At 41.1% G+C, this 16,867-nt stretch carries 15 protein-coding genes; 2 read left to right on the plus strand and 13 right to left on the minus strand.

All coding sequences use genetic code 11. From position 1 onward, the window contains the following. Positions 1-22: 22 nt before the first annotated feature. The 13 genes from P3X63_RS21825 to P3X63_RS21885 form a co-directional block, all read right to left on the minus strand. Entirely contained in the window at positions 23-559 is a 537-nt protein-coding gene (locus P3X63_RS21825) for a hypothetical protein (RefSeq protein WP_277692065.1), read from the minus strand. Between the two features lie 17 nt (positions 560-576). Next, positions 577-1,566, minus strand: a complete 990-nt coding sequence (locus tag P3X63_RS21830) for a choloylglycine hydrolase family protein (protein WP_077735944.1) — start codon at positions 1,564-1,566, stop codon at positions 577-579. Between the two features lie 150 nt (positions 1,567-1,716). Next, the gene (locus P3X63_RS21835) at positions 1,717-2,835 is read right to left on the minus strand and encodes a hypothetical protein (protein ID WP_077735943.1); all 1,119 of its coding nucleotides are present in this window, start codon (positions 2,833-2,835) and stop codon (positions 1,717-1,719) included. Between the two features lie 254 nt (positions 2,836-3,089). Further along, a complete protein-coding gene (abnB, locus tag P3X63_RS21840) occupies positions 3,090-4,496 on the minus strand; it encodes an arabinan endo-1,5-alpha-L-arabinosidase AbnB (protein WP_026589348.1) in 1,407 nt (468 codons plus the stop codon). A gap of 115 nt (positions 4,497-4,611) precedes the next feature. Continuing rightward, a complete protein-coding gene (locus tag P3X63_RS21845) occupies positions 4,612-6,060 on the minus strand; it encodes a DEAD/DEAH box helicase (RefSeq protein ID WP_077735942.1) in 1,449 nt (482 codons plus the stop codon). A 253-nt stretch (positions 6,061-6,313) separates the two neighbouring features. Continuing rightward, a complete protein-coding gene (locus P3X63_RS21850; protein WP_077735941.1) occupies positions 6,314-6,910 on the minus strand; it encodes a hypothetical protein in 597 nt (198 codons plus the stop codon). Between the two features lie 121 nt (positions 6,911-7,031). Next, positions 7,032-7,271, minus strand: a complete 240-nt coding sequence (locus P3X63_RS21855) for a hypothetical protein (RefSeq protein WP_077735940.1) — start codon at positions 7,269-7,271, stop codon at positions 7,032-7,034. Positions 7,272-7,535: 264 nt separating this feature from the next. After that, positions 7,536-8,837, minus strand: a complete 1,302-nt coding sequence (locus P3X63_RS21860) for a pyrimidine-nucleoside phosphorylase (RefSeq protein WP_277692067.1) — start codon at positions 8,835-8,837, stop codon at positions 7,536-7,538. A gap of 28 nt (positions 8,838-8,865) precedes the next feature. Further along, a complete protein-coding gene (locus P3X63_RS21865) occupies positions 8,866-10,047 on the minus strand; it encodes a NupC/NupG family nucleoside CNT transporter (protein WP_026589353.1) in 1,182 nt (393 codons plus the stop codon). Between the two features lie 82 nt (positions 10,048-10,129). Continuing rightward, a complete protein-coding gene (deoC, locus tag P3X63_RS21870; protein ID WP_077735939.1) occupies positions 10,130-10,801 on the minus strand; it encodes a deoxyribose-phosphate aldolase in 672 nt (223 codons plus the stop codon). Between the two features lie 126 nt (positions 10,802-10,927). Beyond that, positions 10,928-11,866, minus strand: a complete 939-nt coding sequence (locus tag P3X63_RS21875) for a DNA-binding transcriptional repressor DeoR (protein ID WP_026589355.1) — start codon at positions 11,864-11,866, stop codon at positions 10,928-10,930. A gap of 150 nt (positions 11,867-12,016) precedes the next feature. Continuing rightward, positions 12,017-13,042 (minus strand): AAA domain-containing protein, encoded by a 1,026-nt coding sequence (locus tag P3X63_RS21880; RefSeq protein ID WP_277692068.1) that lies wholly within the window; start codon positions 13,040-13,042, stop codon positions 12,017-12,019. Positions 13,043-13,065: 23 nt separating this feature from the next. Continuing rightward, the gene (locus tag P3X63_RS21885; protein ID WP_277692069.1) at positions 13,066-14,778 is read right to left on the minus strand and encodes an AAA domain-containing protein; all 1,713 of its coding nucleotides are present in this window, start codon (positions 14,776-14,778) and stop codon (positions 13,066-13,068) included. Positions 14,779-14,981: 203 nt separating this feature from the next. On the opposite strand from P3X63_RS21885, the gene P3X63_RS21890 reads away from it, so the two are divergent. After that, positions 14,982-16,091: a Rap family tetratricopeptide repeat protein gene (locus P3X63_RS21890; protein ID WP_179115676.1), complete on the plus strand. Its 1,110-nt coding sequence runs from the start codon at positions 14,982-14,984 to the stop codon at positions 16,089-16,091. Further along, positions 16,088-16,219 (plus strand): Phr family secreted Rap phosphatase inhibitor, encoded by a 132-nt coding sequence (locus P3X63_RS21895; protein ID WP_142246065.1) that lies wholly within the window; start codon positions 16,088-16,090, stop codon positions 16,217-16,219. The genes P3X63_RS21890 and P3X63_RS21895 overlap by 4 nt, the downstream gene beginning before the upstream one ends. Positions 16,220-16,867 lie beyond the last annotated feature (648 nt).

The following is a 16,867-nucleotide window of genomic DNA, read 5'->3' on the forward strand; positions in this document are numbered from 1 at the left end:
ACATGTCCCCCCCTATTCAAAATTATCTATAATGTCTTCTTTTCCATCTTTTCCGAACACCAACCGCTCTTTGAGCATATAATGTTCTCCGGCGTTTTTTATAATGCTGCTCGTTTGTTTCATCCTCTTCCGGCTTCTTCTCCTTTTGAAGAATAAATCCCGCGACTAAAAAAGGGATGCCTGAAAGATTTGTGAAGATATTTTTAATCCCCATGGCTAAAATAAAAGCTCCCCAACCAGAAAATGGGTTGTTTCTGATTTTTATATAGGCCGTGATTTCCAGGGCAATAAAAAGAAGCGACTGCGCTAATATCACAATCAGCATGATCAAAATGAAAAGGAGGACTAAATTAAAGAAAGTGCCCGAGTAAACCATCATTTTCAGCATGTCGACGAAAGTCGCAGCCTGCATATATCCGTCTGTGACATTTGGATTCCAAACAGCATAAGAATCAAACTGATGTTTGATATGAAAAAAAGCGAATAAAATGATAAACCAATAAATGATATGTAAGCTGATGCCTAATAAGGTGAGTCTGTTTGCTGCTTTGTTTTGCATGTCGTTCCTTCTTTCTGTCATGATTGAAGAGAATGAACCGCCTCTTCATGGTTTGCCGGAAACGATTTTAATTCGCGCTGATCCAAGTCTTCGTCTAATAAGCAAACCTTTTGAATCTGCCTGTTTTGGTAGTGGTGATAATAATAGCTGCACGTTTCACTGCACATGACCGCCGTGTATTGGGTATAGTCATCTTCACCCTGCTCTGTGATGACAATTCCTTTCGGGATATTCATATTGGAGAGAATATGAAATGCCGCCGATACGCCTTCTGTCTCGCCGGAAACCGGTTTAATGTGTTCTTTCAAATACGCGGCCCTTACAAACCGAGATGGCGGTGTGAAGTCTCCCGGCAGACCCGCTAATCCCGAACCTTGGCCAAAAGCTGACAATGTCAGCTTTCCCACTTTTTTCGCAGTGAATTGGCCCGGGCGCAGCCCGATGTAGTTTCGCAAATTGGTTAAATGCCATGGGAATTCCGGGCTGTTCGTCAGCACGCCAACCGGATTGTCATGAATTTGGATGCCGGCTGCCGTCGGTTCAACAACGATACTGTGGCCGGAACCGTCCGATAATATCCAGTGAAGCGGAGTGACCGTCTTCAGCAAAGCAACCTCTCTCTCCACGATGGCAAGCGAAGCGGCAGCTTTTTTCACTTCTTCCACATCACGGCACTGTGACAGCACCCATGTCACAAATTCATGCGGCGCGATGTTATGATATTGATCCTGCGCCTCTTTTTCATAGACGGCATAACCCGGGAAATAAAGTGCTGCACAAGCCAAGCCTTTTTCATTCACCCCATCGGCGAATAAAGCATTGTTCAGCTTCCTGCCCATGCCGATAAACGCATAGCCTCCCTCATGCTCCTTGCCGTCCGCTTCGCTTTTCCATTTGTAATGCCGCGGATGCAGCAGCACTTCTCCATCTAGCTGAAAAGCAAAATCCATCGTTCTGGCCAACAAATGCTCCTGACTGGCAGTCGCCAGCGTCATACTTGTACACATTGCGCTCCATCCTTTTTGTTTGATATTACACTTAGTGAACAATTCATGTTCATGTTACCGAATTGGAAAAGATTCGTCAAAATGAAAGGGTAATAGAAAAAAGCCGAGATAAAAACCTCGGCTAGTTAATTAAATATATTCCTCTAGCTGTCAAAAAGAAGTATTATCTTTTTTATATTCTAACTTTCTAATTATGTCATAAGTTTTTTGATTGTTGTAAAATAAAATACGATAAGAGTCCCCTCCATAAAAACAAGATTTTTTAATGTTTAATAAAATGTCATCTTCATATTCAGTTACCATATTATCTTCATATATACAATTTTGAACTTTTAAAAAATACTTCATCGCCTTTTCTTCAACCTTTTTGCTTACATGTTCTAATATTAGTTTTGCTATCAGTATTGTTGATATAATAGGAAAGCTTATAAAAGCAATGTATATAGATACTTGTCCAGAAATAAAATGATTGTGGCTCAGCATACTTACCCCTAAGTTTAAAAAATTAAAGATCACTATAATTGAGCTTGCAATATTAAGATAATTGAGATACTGTTTTAAGTTCAATGTTGATTGGAATATAAGGATATAAATCAATAACAAACAACATGATAGAAAGGTAAATATAAGTAACCCCCATAAATCATGTAGTATGTTCAATAGTTTTTTATCATTTATTCTATATAATCCGGTTGGAAATAACCAATATTTCGCTCTTTCTTGAATGGATAAAATCAAACTTATGCTTTGAGTAATTATAGAAATTTTTAATCCCCACTCCAAAAAATAACCGAAAATGATTTCAAATATATTATGTGTTTTTTTGAGGTGAATGCAAAAGGAACCTAGCAGGTAAATAATTAAAATGAATATAGGAAATTGGGCAATATAATCATTGCTATCAAAAAAAAATAGAATAGGTATACTTATTGTCATTAATATTGCTGAAATAATAGCATTTTGAAACTCTTTTAGTCTGTTATGGTAATCTTTTTTATAATCAATGTAATAATAATCAAAAAGTTTATTACTATTATTGTAACATTTAAATAAATATTGAAATCGAAAATAAAGTACACTCACAAAAAATAAAAAAAATATACTGTAAGAAGATACTCTTATTATTTCTTCAATAAAAGAGTTACCTAATTTTCTATCTAAGTATTGAACACAGAAAAAAGGTGTAAAAACCAGATAAAAAAAACCCAAACTTGAAATTTTGATAATTTTATTTATATTATATTTCAAGAAAGTTATTATTTTCTTCATAGATTCTAAACTCCTCTTGCTTCAGACAATGTCTATATGCATGGCAACAGCATTAGATATGTCGGAAATAAATTGAATTTAATAAGAATAACTATGTATTACGTTTTAAATAATTCCCCTTAATTAACTTATTTTAAAGACTTTATCTTTAATTATCGTATAATTCATTTGGTTTTTCCATATAAAAGCCGATCTAAAAAAGCACATACCTTAAATAGGTATATGCTTTTTTGTTATCCTCACTTTATCTAATCTTAATCCTTATTTCCCCAAACCGCATCCCCTTCACGAGACAACGCGCTAAATGTCATTACTTTCCGCCCGGCGCTCGCATCCCACTGCCGCAGAAACACGCCGTCGTATTGTTTTCCGTCGATCTTGAGTTCAATTCGGTTGTGTCCTGTTTTCTTCCATGTTCCCGTCGCCGCGCCAGACACTTTTCCATTCTGATGTAAATGAATGTCCGTTGATTGTTTGATGTCTGCGGAGATGTCTTTGCCGTGCCGCACCAATTCGTAATCGCCAATCACATCCGCTTTTTTCACCTTCCCGGGCTTTTCTCCCGCATAGCGGTGAGGCGCGACGACAGGCCAGCCCTCTTTGTTCATCAGCATTTGATGGACGCGGACTTCATGCTCCTCGCCTCTTTCCGGGAAACGGGTGTGGAAAATCAAGTAGGATTGGCCGCTTTTTTCATCATAGAAAGCGGAATTATGCCCTGGTGAGACATAGCCGCTTTTATTTTCAAACTGAAAGTTCCCCATGAGCTTGACGCCGTAAGGTTCAATGGAACGGTCATCAAAAAGCGTGCCTTCTTTGCCGCGAACATCGATCATCGCATTGCCTTCTGCATCATAGTATGGGCCGTCCGGCTGTTTGGAGCGGGCGACACGGATGTTGTACCCGCCGTCAGCGGCAAGTCCCCCGAAGGACATGTACAGGTAGTAATACTGTGTTTCAGGATTGTAGAGAATGTATGCACCTTCAATCCGGCTGTGGTTGCCGCCAATCAGCTTTTTCCCGTACCCCTGGCCGGGAAGCGGGAGTCCGGTTTTCCGGTCCATTTCTAAAATGAAAATCCCGCCTGAATAGGAGCCGTACACCATCCACAGTTTTCCGTCCCGGTCAAAAAATGTGTGCGGATCGACGACATTCGGATGCTTTGTCGCGTCATAAAGGGTGCCGTCATTGCTGATTCCGTCCATTCCCGACTTTAAAAATATGCCTTTGTTTTTGTACGGGCCTTCGATGTCGTCGGCGACGGCCAGACCGAGGGCCGATCGCGGCGAATCGCCGCGGCAGGCGTTGTAATACATATAAAATTTGCCGTCCTCAAGCTGTGTGACATCCGGCGCCCACAATGTATCGCTTTCCGCCCATTCAAAGGTTTCTTTTAATTCTTCATATACATTCGGAATCAGGGGATTGTTGTTGTTTACACTGGAAGAAATCTGCGTCCATTGCATAAGGTCGTCTGACTTGGCGGAAGCCAAATGCGAGCCGAATACATAGTACGTATCATCGACCTTGATGACGGATGGATCATGAACGGTCACATCGGAAAAAATCGGTTTTTGAAATGTTGCAAATGCAGTGCCTGGCACTAAACAGGCAGTGATGATGAAAGTCAATGCAAGAATCCGAAAGAAACGCTTACTCATCTTCATTTGTTCTCCTCTCTTTTGAAACGCTTTCATTTTTGACAATCCATCATATGCCGCTTATCCGTTGTTTATTACGAACAAAAAGGCTCTCGACAAAGTCGACAGCCTGAAATTAGCTCTTCCTTGCTTTATGCACTTTCAACAATTTCCCTTTGACGGTTGTTTCTTTCATCGCATTTAACACGAGCGGGCCTTTTCCGTTTAATATCTCAACAAATGAACATTGCTCTTGAATCGTGATAATACCGATATCTTCCGCAGACACACCATCGATTTTAGCAATCGTTCCGACGAAATCAACGGCTCTCAATTTCTTCTTCTTTCCCCCATTAAAATAGAGCTTCATGATTGCTTGATTTAACGATTCACTCTTATCTTTTTTAAGCTCGGGTTTTTTATTGATATTCTGTTGAAACGCCGCTTTTGCTTGCGCCACTTCTTTTTTTGACGGAGCCTCGATGACAGGAATGGCTAAACCGATATAGTCTTCAATTTCCGCCACGATGTTCTTTTCAGACGGTGTGGCAAAGGTGACCGCTTTTCCCCGGCTGCCAGCTCGTCCCGTTCTTCCGGTACGGTGCACATAGCTTTCTTTATCTAATGGAAGGTCATAGTTGATCACATGTGTCATGTTCTCAATGTCGATACCCCTTGCCGCCACATCGGTGGCTATCAAATAGCGAAATGCTCCGCGTCTAAAGCGGTTCATCACGGCAAAACGTTCTTCTTGAGACATTCCGCCATGGATTTTCATGCAGGGATAACCTAAACCGGCCAATCGCCGGTGCAATTCGTTCACATGTTCCTGTGTGCGGCAAAACATGATGCAGCTGTCCGGGTTCTCAGTAATTAAAACATCCCGCAAAAGTGAAAACTTGTCATGTTCGTTTACAATGATCAGTGCATGATCAATGTCCGCGGTTGTCATACCGCTTGCTTTGATCTCGATTTTCAAAGGGTTTTTCATATATTGATCGGCAAGGTGCTCCACATCCTCCGGAAAGGTCGCTGAAAACAGCATGGTCAGCCGTTCATCAGGCAGATGACGGATGATCGCTTCAACCTGGTCGATAAATCCCATATTCAGCATTTCATCAGCTTCATCGATGATCAGGTATTGCAGTTTTTCCAGCGGAAGCGTTCCTTTTTCAATGTGCTCTAATAAACGGCCCGGAGTCCCGACAACCACATGGCATTTTTGTTTCAGCTCCGTTTTTTGCCGCTCAAAGGACGATTTTCCGTAAACAGCTGCTGCTTTTATTCTTTTATAGCGGCCGATGTTGATCAAATCCTCTTTTACCTGAGCGGCCAGCTCGCGCGTCGGTGTCAAAACCAGGGCTTGAGGCTTGTTTTCTCCCCAGTCCGACAACTCGCAAACCGGAATTCCAAACGCAGCCGTCTTCCCGCTCCCCGTCTGTGCTTTCACGATCACATCCCGACTTTTAAGCACCGCGGGGATCACTTCGCTCTGCACCGCGGTCGGATGCTTATACCTTAGATGATCGAGGGCTTTCACGATATCTCCGCTTAACCTAAAGCTTTTAAAACTGGTTTTGCTCATAAATGGACTCCTTTTGGTCATATGTTTTCCAGTGAATGATGGCGTATGTATATGAATGTGATTATACGCTAAGGCTCCTTGATTTTAAAAGGCATTAAAAAAGAGGCTGGATAAAAACAACCCCTAAAAATGCAATAACATAAGCTCTACAACAATGGGAGTCCAAACTTAAACAAACTACTTCAGATAATTAAACATGAAATAAATTAATCGATAGAGACGACAACTTTAAGTATTTCTATAAAATAATTGTTTAAAAAATAGAGGCTATTGAAGCTATTGAAAAGATTAATGCTATGATGAAAATAATTCCCATTAAACGCTGCAAAAGAAAAGGAAGACGGGCTAAAACAACCTGAACTTCGTAATTTATTGTCCAAGCAAAAAATAAGAAATATCGTAAAAAATCGTTTATCCACCCACCCGGTTCTTCATATATATTAACTTCATACTGTTTTATTACCCATGTAGGAAATAGCAATGAAAATATTGCCATGATAAAATTGATAGTCAACGACACATACAATAAAGCGCTTGGATATGGAATATGTTCTCTTAAAACAAAACTTAAAAATAAACTTAAAACAATGAATGTAGTAATGCCTACTATTAGATTTGATTTTTTAAATATATTTGTCCTCGGACTAATATATATTTTTTTTGTTTTAAAACCATAAACAAAAGAAAGTAAAATCAAAAAACATTCTGCAAAAAATATAAATAAAAATAACGAAATACCGCTGTCATCTTGATTCCAATATGGAATATTTATCAGTAAAAGTGCCACTAACAACAGGAGTAAAGCATTGCTTCTCAACAAAAAAATACAGCTTTTTTTCATGGAAAACATAAATCCGTTATCCTTTTCTTTTCCTAAAAAGAGAAGAGATATCGCTTTCTAAAGAGGAGATTTTAGCAGCATGGTTGGACATATCATTCACCCCGGTATGAAGATTTCCTCATGAATTAAACTATTGTTTAAAATCCTGTTTGCAAAAATAAACAACTGCGAAAACAAATCCCGTCATAACGGCTAAAATGAAAGATATCCCCAACAAGCCTAAATAACCAAATCCCAGCCCGGCATCTCTTGCAGGATCACCAGTTGCCAACAACATGAGCAAAAAATAAGAGAGAAGTGCATATAAAAAAAAAGATGTGACACCTGTAAGAATAAATATCATCAAACTTGCAAAAGCCGCCGTTAACATAAAATTGTTCCTCCGCCATAAGTCGTTCATAATTTTTAACATTCAGGTTGAAAGACCACTTTTTCGTGAAATTTCCCCTACATTCCGATCTTGCACAAGCTATAAATCGAGACCTTTTTCATAATACAATATGTACCAAAACAGGTAAATAGGAAATAAGGCTTGTCTTGAATGGTTGATCTTGCATCCATTTTTTAGAGTGGGGGGCTGAATAGATAAAAAAACAGCACATCCCCTTAAGGCCTGTGCTGTCCTCATGTTCTTCTATTCGGTAATCACCGTATGCACCAGCTTCGGCGCTTCGGCTTTTGCTGCGATATTAATGTTTTCATACACCTTGGCGATGACGTCATCAACATTTTCGCGGTTGGCGTAAAGTGTGACCAAAGGTTCTCCTTTTTCGACCGTGTCACCGACTTTTTTGCGGAGCATGATGCCGACGGCAAGGTCGATTTGGTCTTCTTTTGTAGCGCGTCCCGCTCCTAAGAGCATGGCTGCGACTCCGATTTGGTCGGCGACGATTTCAGAAACGACACCCGCTTCTTTGGCAGGAACGTCGATTTTGTAGGCGGCTTGCGGAAGCTTCGCCGGGTCATCTGCAACCGAGCTGTCACCGCCTTGGTTTTGCAGGAAGCCTTTAAATTTTTGCAGGGCTTTGCCGTTTTTCATCACTTCCAGCAACTGCTCTCTGGCTTCGTCTAGTGTTTCGGCTTTTTTGGCGAGAACGACCATCTGGCTGCCCAACGTTAAGACAAGCTCGGTTAAGTCGTCCGGTCCTTCTCCCTTTAATGTGTCGATCGCTTCTTTTACTTCAAGTGCGTTTCCGATGGCAAATCCAAGCGGCTGAGACATATCGGAGATGACAGCCATCGTTTGGCGGCCGACATTGTTTCCGATGCGGACCATCGCTTTTGCAAGGTTGACGGCGTCTTCGTCCGTCTTCATGAATGCGCCGGCGCCTGTTTTGACGTCAAGGACGATGGCGTCTGCCCCGGCGGCAATTTTCTTGCTCATGATCGAGCTTGCGATCAGCGGAATTGAATTGACCGTCCCTGTCACATCGCGGAGAGCATACAGTTTTTTATCCGCAGGCGTCAAGTTCCCGCTTTGTCCGATGACGGCGACCTTGTCGCGGTTGACAAGATCAATGAACTCGTCTTTTGAAAGTTCCACGTGAAACCCTTCTACCGCTTCCAGCTTGTCAATTGTCCCGCCTGTATGCCCGAGGCCGCGTCCTGACATTTTGGCTACCGGTACGCCGAGAGCGGCGACAAGCGGTGCGAGCACAAGCGTTGTCGTGTCGCCGACGCCTCCTGTTGAGTGCTTATCGACCTTGATGCCTTCAATGGCGGAGAGGTCGATCGTCTCCCCGGAATTGACCATCGCCATCGTTAAATCGGCGCGCTCTCTGTCTGTCATGTCTTGAAAATAAATGGCCATGGCAAGCGCGCTTGCTTGATAGTCAGGAATGCTTCCATCTGTATAGCCTTTGACGAAGAATTGAATTTCTTCTGTCGTCAATTCTTTGCCGTTTTGTTTTTTAGTGATGATATCGACCATTCTCATTGTGATCACCATTCCTTTACGTCAATGTTTAATAGATCAAACCTACAACAGTAGCTGTTAAGAAACTGACGAGTGTGGCCCCGTACAAAAGCTTCAACCCGAAGCGGGCAACGACATTTCCTTGTTTCTCATTCAGCCCTTTCACAGCGCCGGCAATGATGCCGATGGATGAGAAGTTGGCAAAAGAGACGAGGAATACGGAAACAATCGCTTCCGTGCGGCCGCTGAAATGGAGTCCGCCTTGTGCGAGCGTCTGCATGGCGACAAACTCGTTCGATACCATTTTCGTCGCCATGATGCTTCCGGCATTCACGGCTTCATTCCATGGAATACCCATCAAGAAAGCAAACGGCGCAAACACATATCCGAGCAGTTCTTGGAAAGATATCCCCAGTACGGCATTGAAAATACCGTTGATCATTGCGATGATCGCCACAAAGCCGATCAACATGGCCGCCACGACAACCGCAACTTTAAAGCCGTCCATAATATATTCGCCGAGCATCTCGAAAAAGGATTGCTTTTCCTCTTCCTGCACTTCTACCATATCATGTTCTTGATCCACCTCATAAGGATTTATGATCGAGGCGATGATAAACCCGCCGAACAAGTTTAAAACGAGTGCTGTGACGACATACTCCGGTTTCAGCATCGTCATGTAGGAGCCGACGATAGACATCGATACGGTGGACATCGCTGAAGCGCACAGTGTATAAAGTCTGTGCTTAGGCAGCATGCCCAATTGTTTTTTTAATGAGATGAATACTTCTGATTGGCCTAAAATCGCCGATGCCACGGCATTGTAGGATTCAAGTTTTCCCATCCCGTTGACTTTGCTGAGCGCCAGACCAATATATTTTATTATAAACGGAAGGATTCTCCAATATTGCAGAATTCCAATTAAAGCAGAAATAAATACAATAGGCAGCAGCACGCTCATGAAGAATGTGGACTCATTCACATTCACAAGCCCGCCGAACACAAAGTTCACACCTTCAGCTGCGTATTCAAGCAAATAGCTGAACCCTTTCGCAAATCCGCCGACAAGGTAGTTTCCGACGCCTGTGTTCAACAAGATATATCCTAGTACAAATTGCAGTACGATCATGACGATAACCGGACGATACTTGACTCCTTTTTTCCCGTTGCTGAACAGCCATGCCATACCTAAAATAACAATTAATCCTATGATCCCGATGAGATACTTCATATGTTGATCCTCCCGAGGATGAATTCGCTTACAATCTTTGCGTCAATATACGGGAAGCTAAAGCTTCCCGCTTATCCCGAACTTAATAGTTGTCTCCGCTTTTTCCTTCCGCTCCGCTGACGATGGAAACTCCTGCGCTCGCCCCGATTCGGCTTGCTCCGGCTGAGATCATGTTTTCTACATCCTCTTTAGTGCGAATACCTCCGGATGCTTTCACCCCAATATCAGGTCCGACGGTTTTCCGCATTAAAGCAATGTCTTCCGCTGTCGCACCGCCTGTGGAGAATCCGGTTGAGGTTTTCACAAAATCGGCTCCGGCCGCGACAGCCAAGCGGCATGCGCGTTCTTTTTCTTCATCTGTGAGCAGACATGTTTCAATAATCACTTTGACAAGCGCTTTTCCTGCGGCCGCTTCCACCACTCCGCGGATGTCAGCTTGTACAAAATCATCGTCACCGTCTTTTAACGCGGCAATGTTGATCACCATGTCAACCTCTGTCGCTCCTTTTGCAATCGCGTCTTTTGTCTCGAACGCTTTTGTTTCCGTCGTATTGGCGCCAAGCGGGAAACCGATGACAGTGCAAACGTCAATTTCCGTTCCCGCAAGCTCTTTCGCGGCGAACTCGACCCATGTTGGATTGACGCAGACGGAAGCGAATTGGTACGTTTTCGCTTCTTCGATCAGCTTTTTGATTTCTTCTTTTCGTGTATGCGGTTTCAATGCTGTATGATCAATGATTTTTGCAATCTCCATATACAAGCACTTCCTTTGTTTTAAGATAGTTTCAGCATAACCGATTTCTGAACAAATGTAAATTATGATGTGAACTTTTGTTCACTAGAAAATAAAGTAAAATCCAGGCTGTTCACCTTGGACAATTCAATCTTTTAACAGTTCTTTTGCCGTATGCTGATCGATAATCAGGACATTGGCATATTTCCCATTGAGCGCGCCGTGGATGGCGGCCGTTTTGCGGATGCCGCCGGCAACAAGAATCGACCGTTCTTTCTGCCTGAGATCAGCAAGTTCGACACCGATTGTCCGGGAATTGATCGCATCGCTGCAGATCTTTCCGTCCGCATCAAAAAAGCGCGAGCAAATATCGCCGACTCCGCATGATTTCAAGAGCTCTTTTTCCTGATCATTAAAGTAGCCGAGCCTGAACAAAAGGGCTTCATCCCGAACCGTCCCGACCGTAAAAATGGCGATGTTCGCCTGCCTGCCCATTTCCATGATCCGTTTGATATGCCTGTCCTGCTCAACCATCTGCTTGACCTCGGCGTTGTCAAACACAACCGGCAGCGGAAGGTATCTCGGCATTGTCTGAAAGGCCTCGGCAAACAGCTGAATCGTTTCAGACGAATAGGTATTGACATTCGAGTGGCTGATACCGCCTTTCAGCTGAACGACTTCGACGCCTTTCACCTGCTTGGCGTGGAGATTTTGCGCGATCTGATACATCGTCGTTCCCCAGCTGACGCCGACGATGTCGCCGTCCTTGACGGCTCCATGCATGTATTCGGCGCCGAAGCGGCTCAGATAATGCGTGATGGTCGTATAGTCGGAGGTCGGCGAAAAGACGACGTGCGCTTCAAGCAGCCCGTATTTTTCTTCAAGCATCGCACCGAGCGCATTCATGTCCTCAAACGGATCCATGACGCGAATCTGGACATACCCCTTTTCCTTTGCATACTGAAGCAGCCTCGATACAGTCGGCCTTGAAATCTCAAGCTGCTCGGCGATTTGCTGCTGGCTATAATCCGACTGATAGTAAAGCCTGGCCGCTTCAATGCTCAATTGCTGTTTTTCCTTGTCCATCACGTGCCTCCCCTTTAGAGAACCGTTTTAATCCATATTATATAGGCTGAGGGCCTTTTTCATCCAGATGAACTTTAAATAAAGCTTCCCCTTTTTCCAAACTGCTGTAGCCTAAAATTCAAAAAACTCGCGAATACTAACAGTTGTTTTTTAGCCATTTGTTAAAATTGAATTTAAAAACTCTTTAATTTTATTATTTTCGTCACTCTCAATTGTTTTTAATCTAAGGAGGGGTATATCTGATTTTCTAAGAACTGAATCCTTCAATGAATCTCGTCTAAGTTGCTCCTTATTCGATCTATTGTGATATGCCGAACCGTCTACTTCAATCACTCCTGCAGGTTCATTCCCCATTTTATAATGAATGAGGAAATCACAGCGTGCCGAAGTTTGTATAAACTTTTGCTCTTCCGAACTTAAATGGGATGTCTTCCTGATCAAATCCTTCAAGCGATACTCTCTTTTAAAACTAAATTTTTTATACTTATCTTCCTCGTCAAATATGTCCCTTAACAGACTGGCAATAATCCGTTCAGATTTAAATTTAGAATCACTGTCCTTTAGCTTTCTTTCCCTATCAAGAAGGACTTCAGAAAACTCTTTGTATAATAAATCAAAAACTGAAATAACTTGACTCTCATGATAAAGACTGAACTCAGTATAATATTCCATATAGCGTATTAACTCAGAAATTTCTTTATTGCTCCTTTTGAAAATATCAACATTAGAAACTAAAACAAATCTCTTTTTTGCTCTAGAAACAGCTACATTGATTAAGGCAGCATCGTCCACAAATTCAATATCTTTTTTACTGGCTTTTTTATCAAGAACAGTTGAAAAGATGATTCCGTCACATTCCCGCCCCTGAAACTTATGTACGGTGTTTTTTATAATTTTTTTCTTCATATATTCATTTGCAGCATTGATTTGCCCATTGTATGGCGCAATAAAACCAATGTCTTGATAATCGTTTGAAAAAGTCAAATCTCTTATTGCCTCTTCTTGTAATGACTCTATTTCACGTACATTATAACGTCCTCCGTTCCCATAAAAACGCATATGATTCCCCTTAGCGGTCTTAATAAGAACAATTGATGGCTCACTTTTATCATCAGTTTTAGTTAATGGTATCAGCTCACCATTATAATACCGCTCGTTACAAAACTTAATAATCATCGGATGACATCGATAATGCTCTTTCAACAAAGTAACAGGAATGTTTTTTTAAATACTTCTAAAACCGAGTGAAGCATACTATGTTTTGCATAGTCAAAGCAAGGTTCAATTCCCATCGTTCCGGAAGAGATTTTTTGATCTGGAATATGTGGGAGCTGTTTTGTATCTCCGACAATGATCACATTTTTAGCACAGCTTAATGCAAGAATACCTGGAACCAGCTCTAACTGGGATGCTTCGTCAATGATTAAATAATCAAATAAAAAACCTCTTGGAATTGAATCCATTAAAGAAAAAGCAGTACTTAATACAATTGGAAACCTCTTTTTGAAGATATTAAAATTTGATGAACGTTTATAATTTTTTTGATCAAAATGAAGCAAAAAATCTCTTTTTTGAGCTTGGTGGATTTTACCCTTAAAATATAAAACAGAATGATCCTGAATTCGCTTATTGATTTCTTTAAAGTTTTTTGTCCCCAATGTTTTATTCACTTGCTCAAGTTCACTTTCAAGTTCTATTAATTTTTGATTATAGAATTTATACTGTAGTTCTGTGAGTACTTTCTGCTTTTGCAAACTATCTCCCATCAGTTTGAAATCATATAAACCATAATAAAGTAAATATTTCATCTTTTTAAAAAATGTCATTCTCTTCTCACTATTCATCACCTCATCCACCATAAAATTTAAGATCTTTGAATTATCAAAGCTATAGAACGGGAGCAGTTTAGGGTCTAAACGTTCTTGTGTTCTCATGTGTTCTTTGTAGTACACTCTTTCCGTTTTAAGATCTTTTATCTGTTGTTTTAAAATAGCTTGTCGGTTTTGAAGATGAAAAAGATCTTTAATAAGTGCTGTATCTTCAATAATATTATGTAATAGCTCAGCTTCCTTTTCTGGTTCAATTGACCAATCATTAATATCCTCGGGGACTTGAGATAACTGATTGAAGAATTGTTTCTGATTTTCTTTGTTTCCTAAGGAAGCCATAAGAAAACTGAAACCTGCTTTCTCCAACTTTTCCTTCACATTAGAAACAGCTGCATTATTGTTTGAAACAACGGCTGCTGTTTGACCTTTCATCATGATGTTAGCAATAAGGTTTAAGATCGTTTGTGTTTTACCTGTTCCGGGCGGCCCTTCTATGACACTAATCTGCGAAGAAAAAGCAGACTCTATTGCTTGAATTTGACTTAAATTCAGACCGAATGGAAAAATAATGTTATGAGTTTCTCCAAGAACCTTGCTCTTTTTTTCAAAATACGCATAAAGAGCGCTATCTAATCTGATATTTAACGCTTCAAATTGACGTTTTAGAGGAGGAATATCATTTGGCGTTTTATCTTTTTCTTCAGCCACATATCTAAAATAATCTATATAGCTCTTAAATCGTTCATTACCAGTTTTAACCTTTGTAACATCTTTTAAATGATAAATATAAGATCGTTTACTATTTTTAAAAGTCACAATCGCATACTTTTCACCGTAAACTACTATACTTTCAATTCCCTGTTTGATCTCTTGCTTTAAAAAAACCTGTTCGTTTTCTCCGATTGTTATTTTACGGACAGGTTTGATTCTGCACCTTTCTAAACTCCAGTACTGATATCCTCCTGTTTTTAAAGTCACTTTAATGTAGAGTTCATTATTCTCTTGATGTATAACCAATTTCCAATCTGATATTCGATCTGTCCAATCTTGATGGTCTTTAATTATTGTTGTGGATATCTCCATAAAACCCTCCATCTTTCCCTTTCATTGGTATTCTCTATTATATTATAAATTTAAGTTGAATGATCATAATTTCCCATCAAACTTATTTCTGTAACTTGTTGACTACAGTAAACTTGTACTCTTTATAACTATCAACATACCAATATTATGATAAAATGGATATTGTAGGACGGAGATGATATTGGTGAACGGAGGGTATTAGAGTGGCGGCAAAAATTGCATTCGAAGCAGTGGGAAACAGCTTAAATCAATGGTATGGGCTGATCAGGCAGAATCATATTGCCGAAGCGGCCGCGATGAGGGAAGAAATCAAAAGAACGCTGGAAACGATGGAAGAAAATCAGGATGTGCTTTTGTACTTCAATCTCATTGATTCGCGATTTAAGCTGTTGACTGAACGATACGAGGAATCCGGGACGCTTTTGCAAAACATGAGAAAAACACCGGAAGAAATCGGAACGGACAATATGCTCCAATACTATTTCTACTTTTTCGGCGGTATGTACGAGTTTTATCAAAAAAATTTCACCACTGCCATTAACTTTTACAAAATCGCCGAGCAGTCGCTCCACAAAATCCCTGATGAAATCGAAATAGCCGAATTTCACTATCAACTGTCCATTGCTTACTATGAAATCAGACAAAACTTCTTCTCGATCAATCACGCGGAAAAAGCGCTGGAAAGCTTTTTGGCGATTGAACATTACGAGCACAGGGCCGCCTCCACCCAAATGATCATCGCGGCGAACAAGCTGGATCTATTCAAGTATGAATCGGCTGAAGCGCTGTTTCAAAAAGCGATCAACATGGCGGCGGACACCAAGCAGCTGTATGCAGAGGCCCTTGGATATCATAACCTTGGAATCTGCTATGAAAGACAGGAAAAGCTTGATCCGGCCCTAAAAGCGTTCGCATCAGCCTTCGGCATCTTAGAACAGCTTCACTCCAAACTCTCCACACTCAGAACTTCCTACATGTTGGCAAGGGTTTTATTCAAAAAAGGTCTGATCGAAGAAGCAACAGGATGGTACAAAAAAGCGGCCGGCCTTGCAGCAGAGTTGGATGAAAAAACATATAAAGCCAAGCTTCTGGTGATTCATTCCATTTATAAAGAGCAAGACGAAGCACTGCTCGACAAAGGCTTGGATATGCTTAGAAGCAAGAATCTTTGGTCAGACGCGGCAGACCTGGCCATCAATGCGGCCAGATACTTCAAAAGCAAGAATTGTCTTAATCAAGCGGCAAAGTACTTTGACGAAGGCATTATTGCCTTCGACCACATTCAAACAAGAAAGGAGGAACTTGCCCCATGAAGAAATGGCTTTTAGGCCTGGCGATTGCAGGCGTTGTCATCACTGGCGCTCTCCAATTTGCTCCGCATGGCGATGCCGAATTTGCAGCAGGTGAATTCAAAACAACTGAAAACTGCTGGTTCGGTTAATCCACGAATTGCACCAAACTGTTAAAAACCAGAGAAAGTTGGCGGCCACCCAACTTTCTCTGCCACATTTGACTATCTTTTCACAAAACATTTTCCATATTCAACTAAATCACAATCCACATAAAAGTAGTTTTTAGAGTCTCTCCAAATTTGGACTCTTTTGTGTACTGAGTCATAAACATAATCGTACATGTTTGGATATGCATCCCTGACCCACACGTACTCAGCTGCGCTTGCAGGCAGCGCTGAGAAGAGAATTGCCGCTGTAACAGCAACCGTTCCCACTGACTTTTTGAATTTCCCCATACTCAAACACTTCTTTTTTCATTTTTTTCCTATTAAACATCAAGATGATTAATAGGCTGTTATAAAAATTATGATATTTGTAAAAACTTAAATATAATATGCACTCAAGGAAAATAAAGGGCCCCCCCTTCCTTTTGCCTCTCGTGATGATCTCCTTAATTTTTCGAAAGTCTTCCAAAGAAGATGCCCTCCTTCCCTCACCCCTGGCGCTCCAATTGGTTATTTTTACATTCCCAAATGAAAGGGAAATGATGAGATGATATCTATAGCTAAAAAAATCGAACGGCAGTCTTTAGCCCCTTATAAAAATAGTTCAAAAAGATTAAAAAACCCCTAGCAATC

Source organism: Bacillus sp. HSf4 (assembly GCF_029537375.1).
GTDB lineage: Bacteria > Bacillota > Bacilli > Bacillales > Bacillaceae > Bacillus > Bacillus sonorensis_A.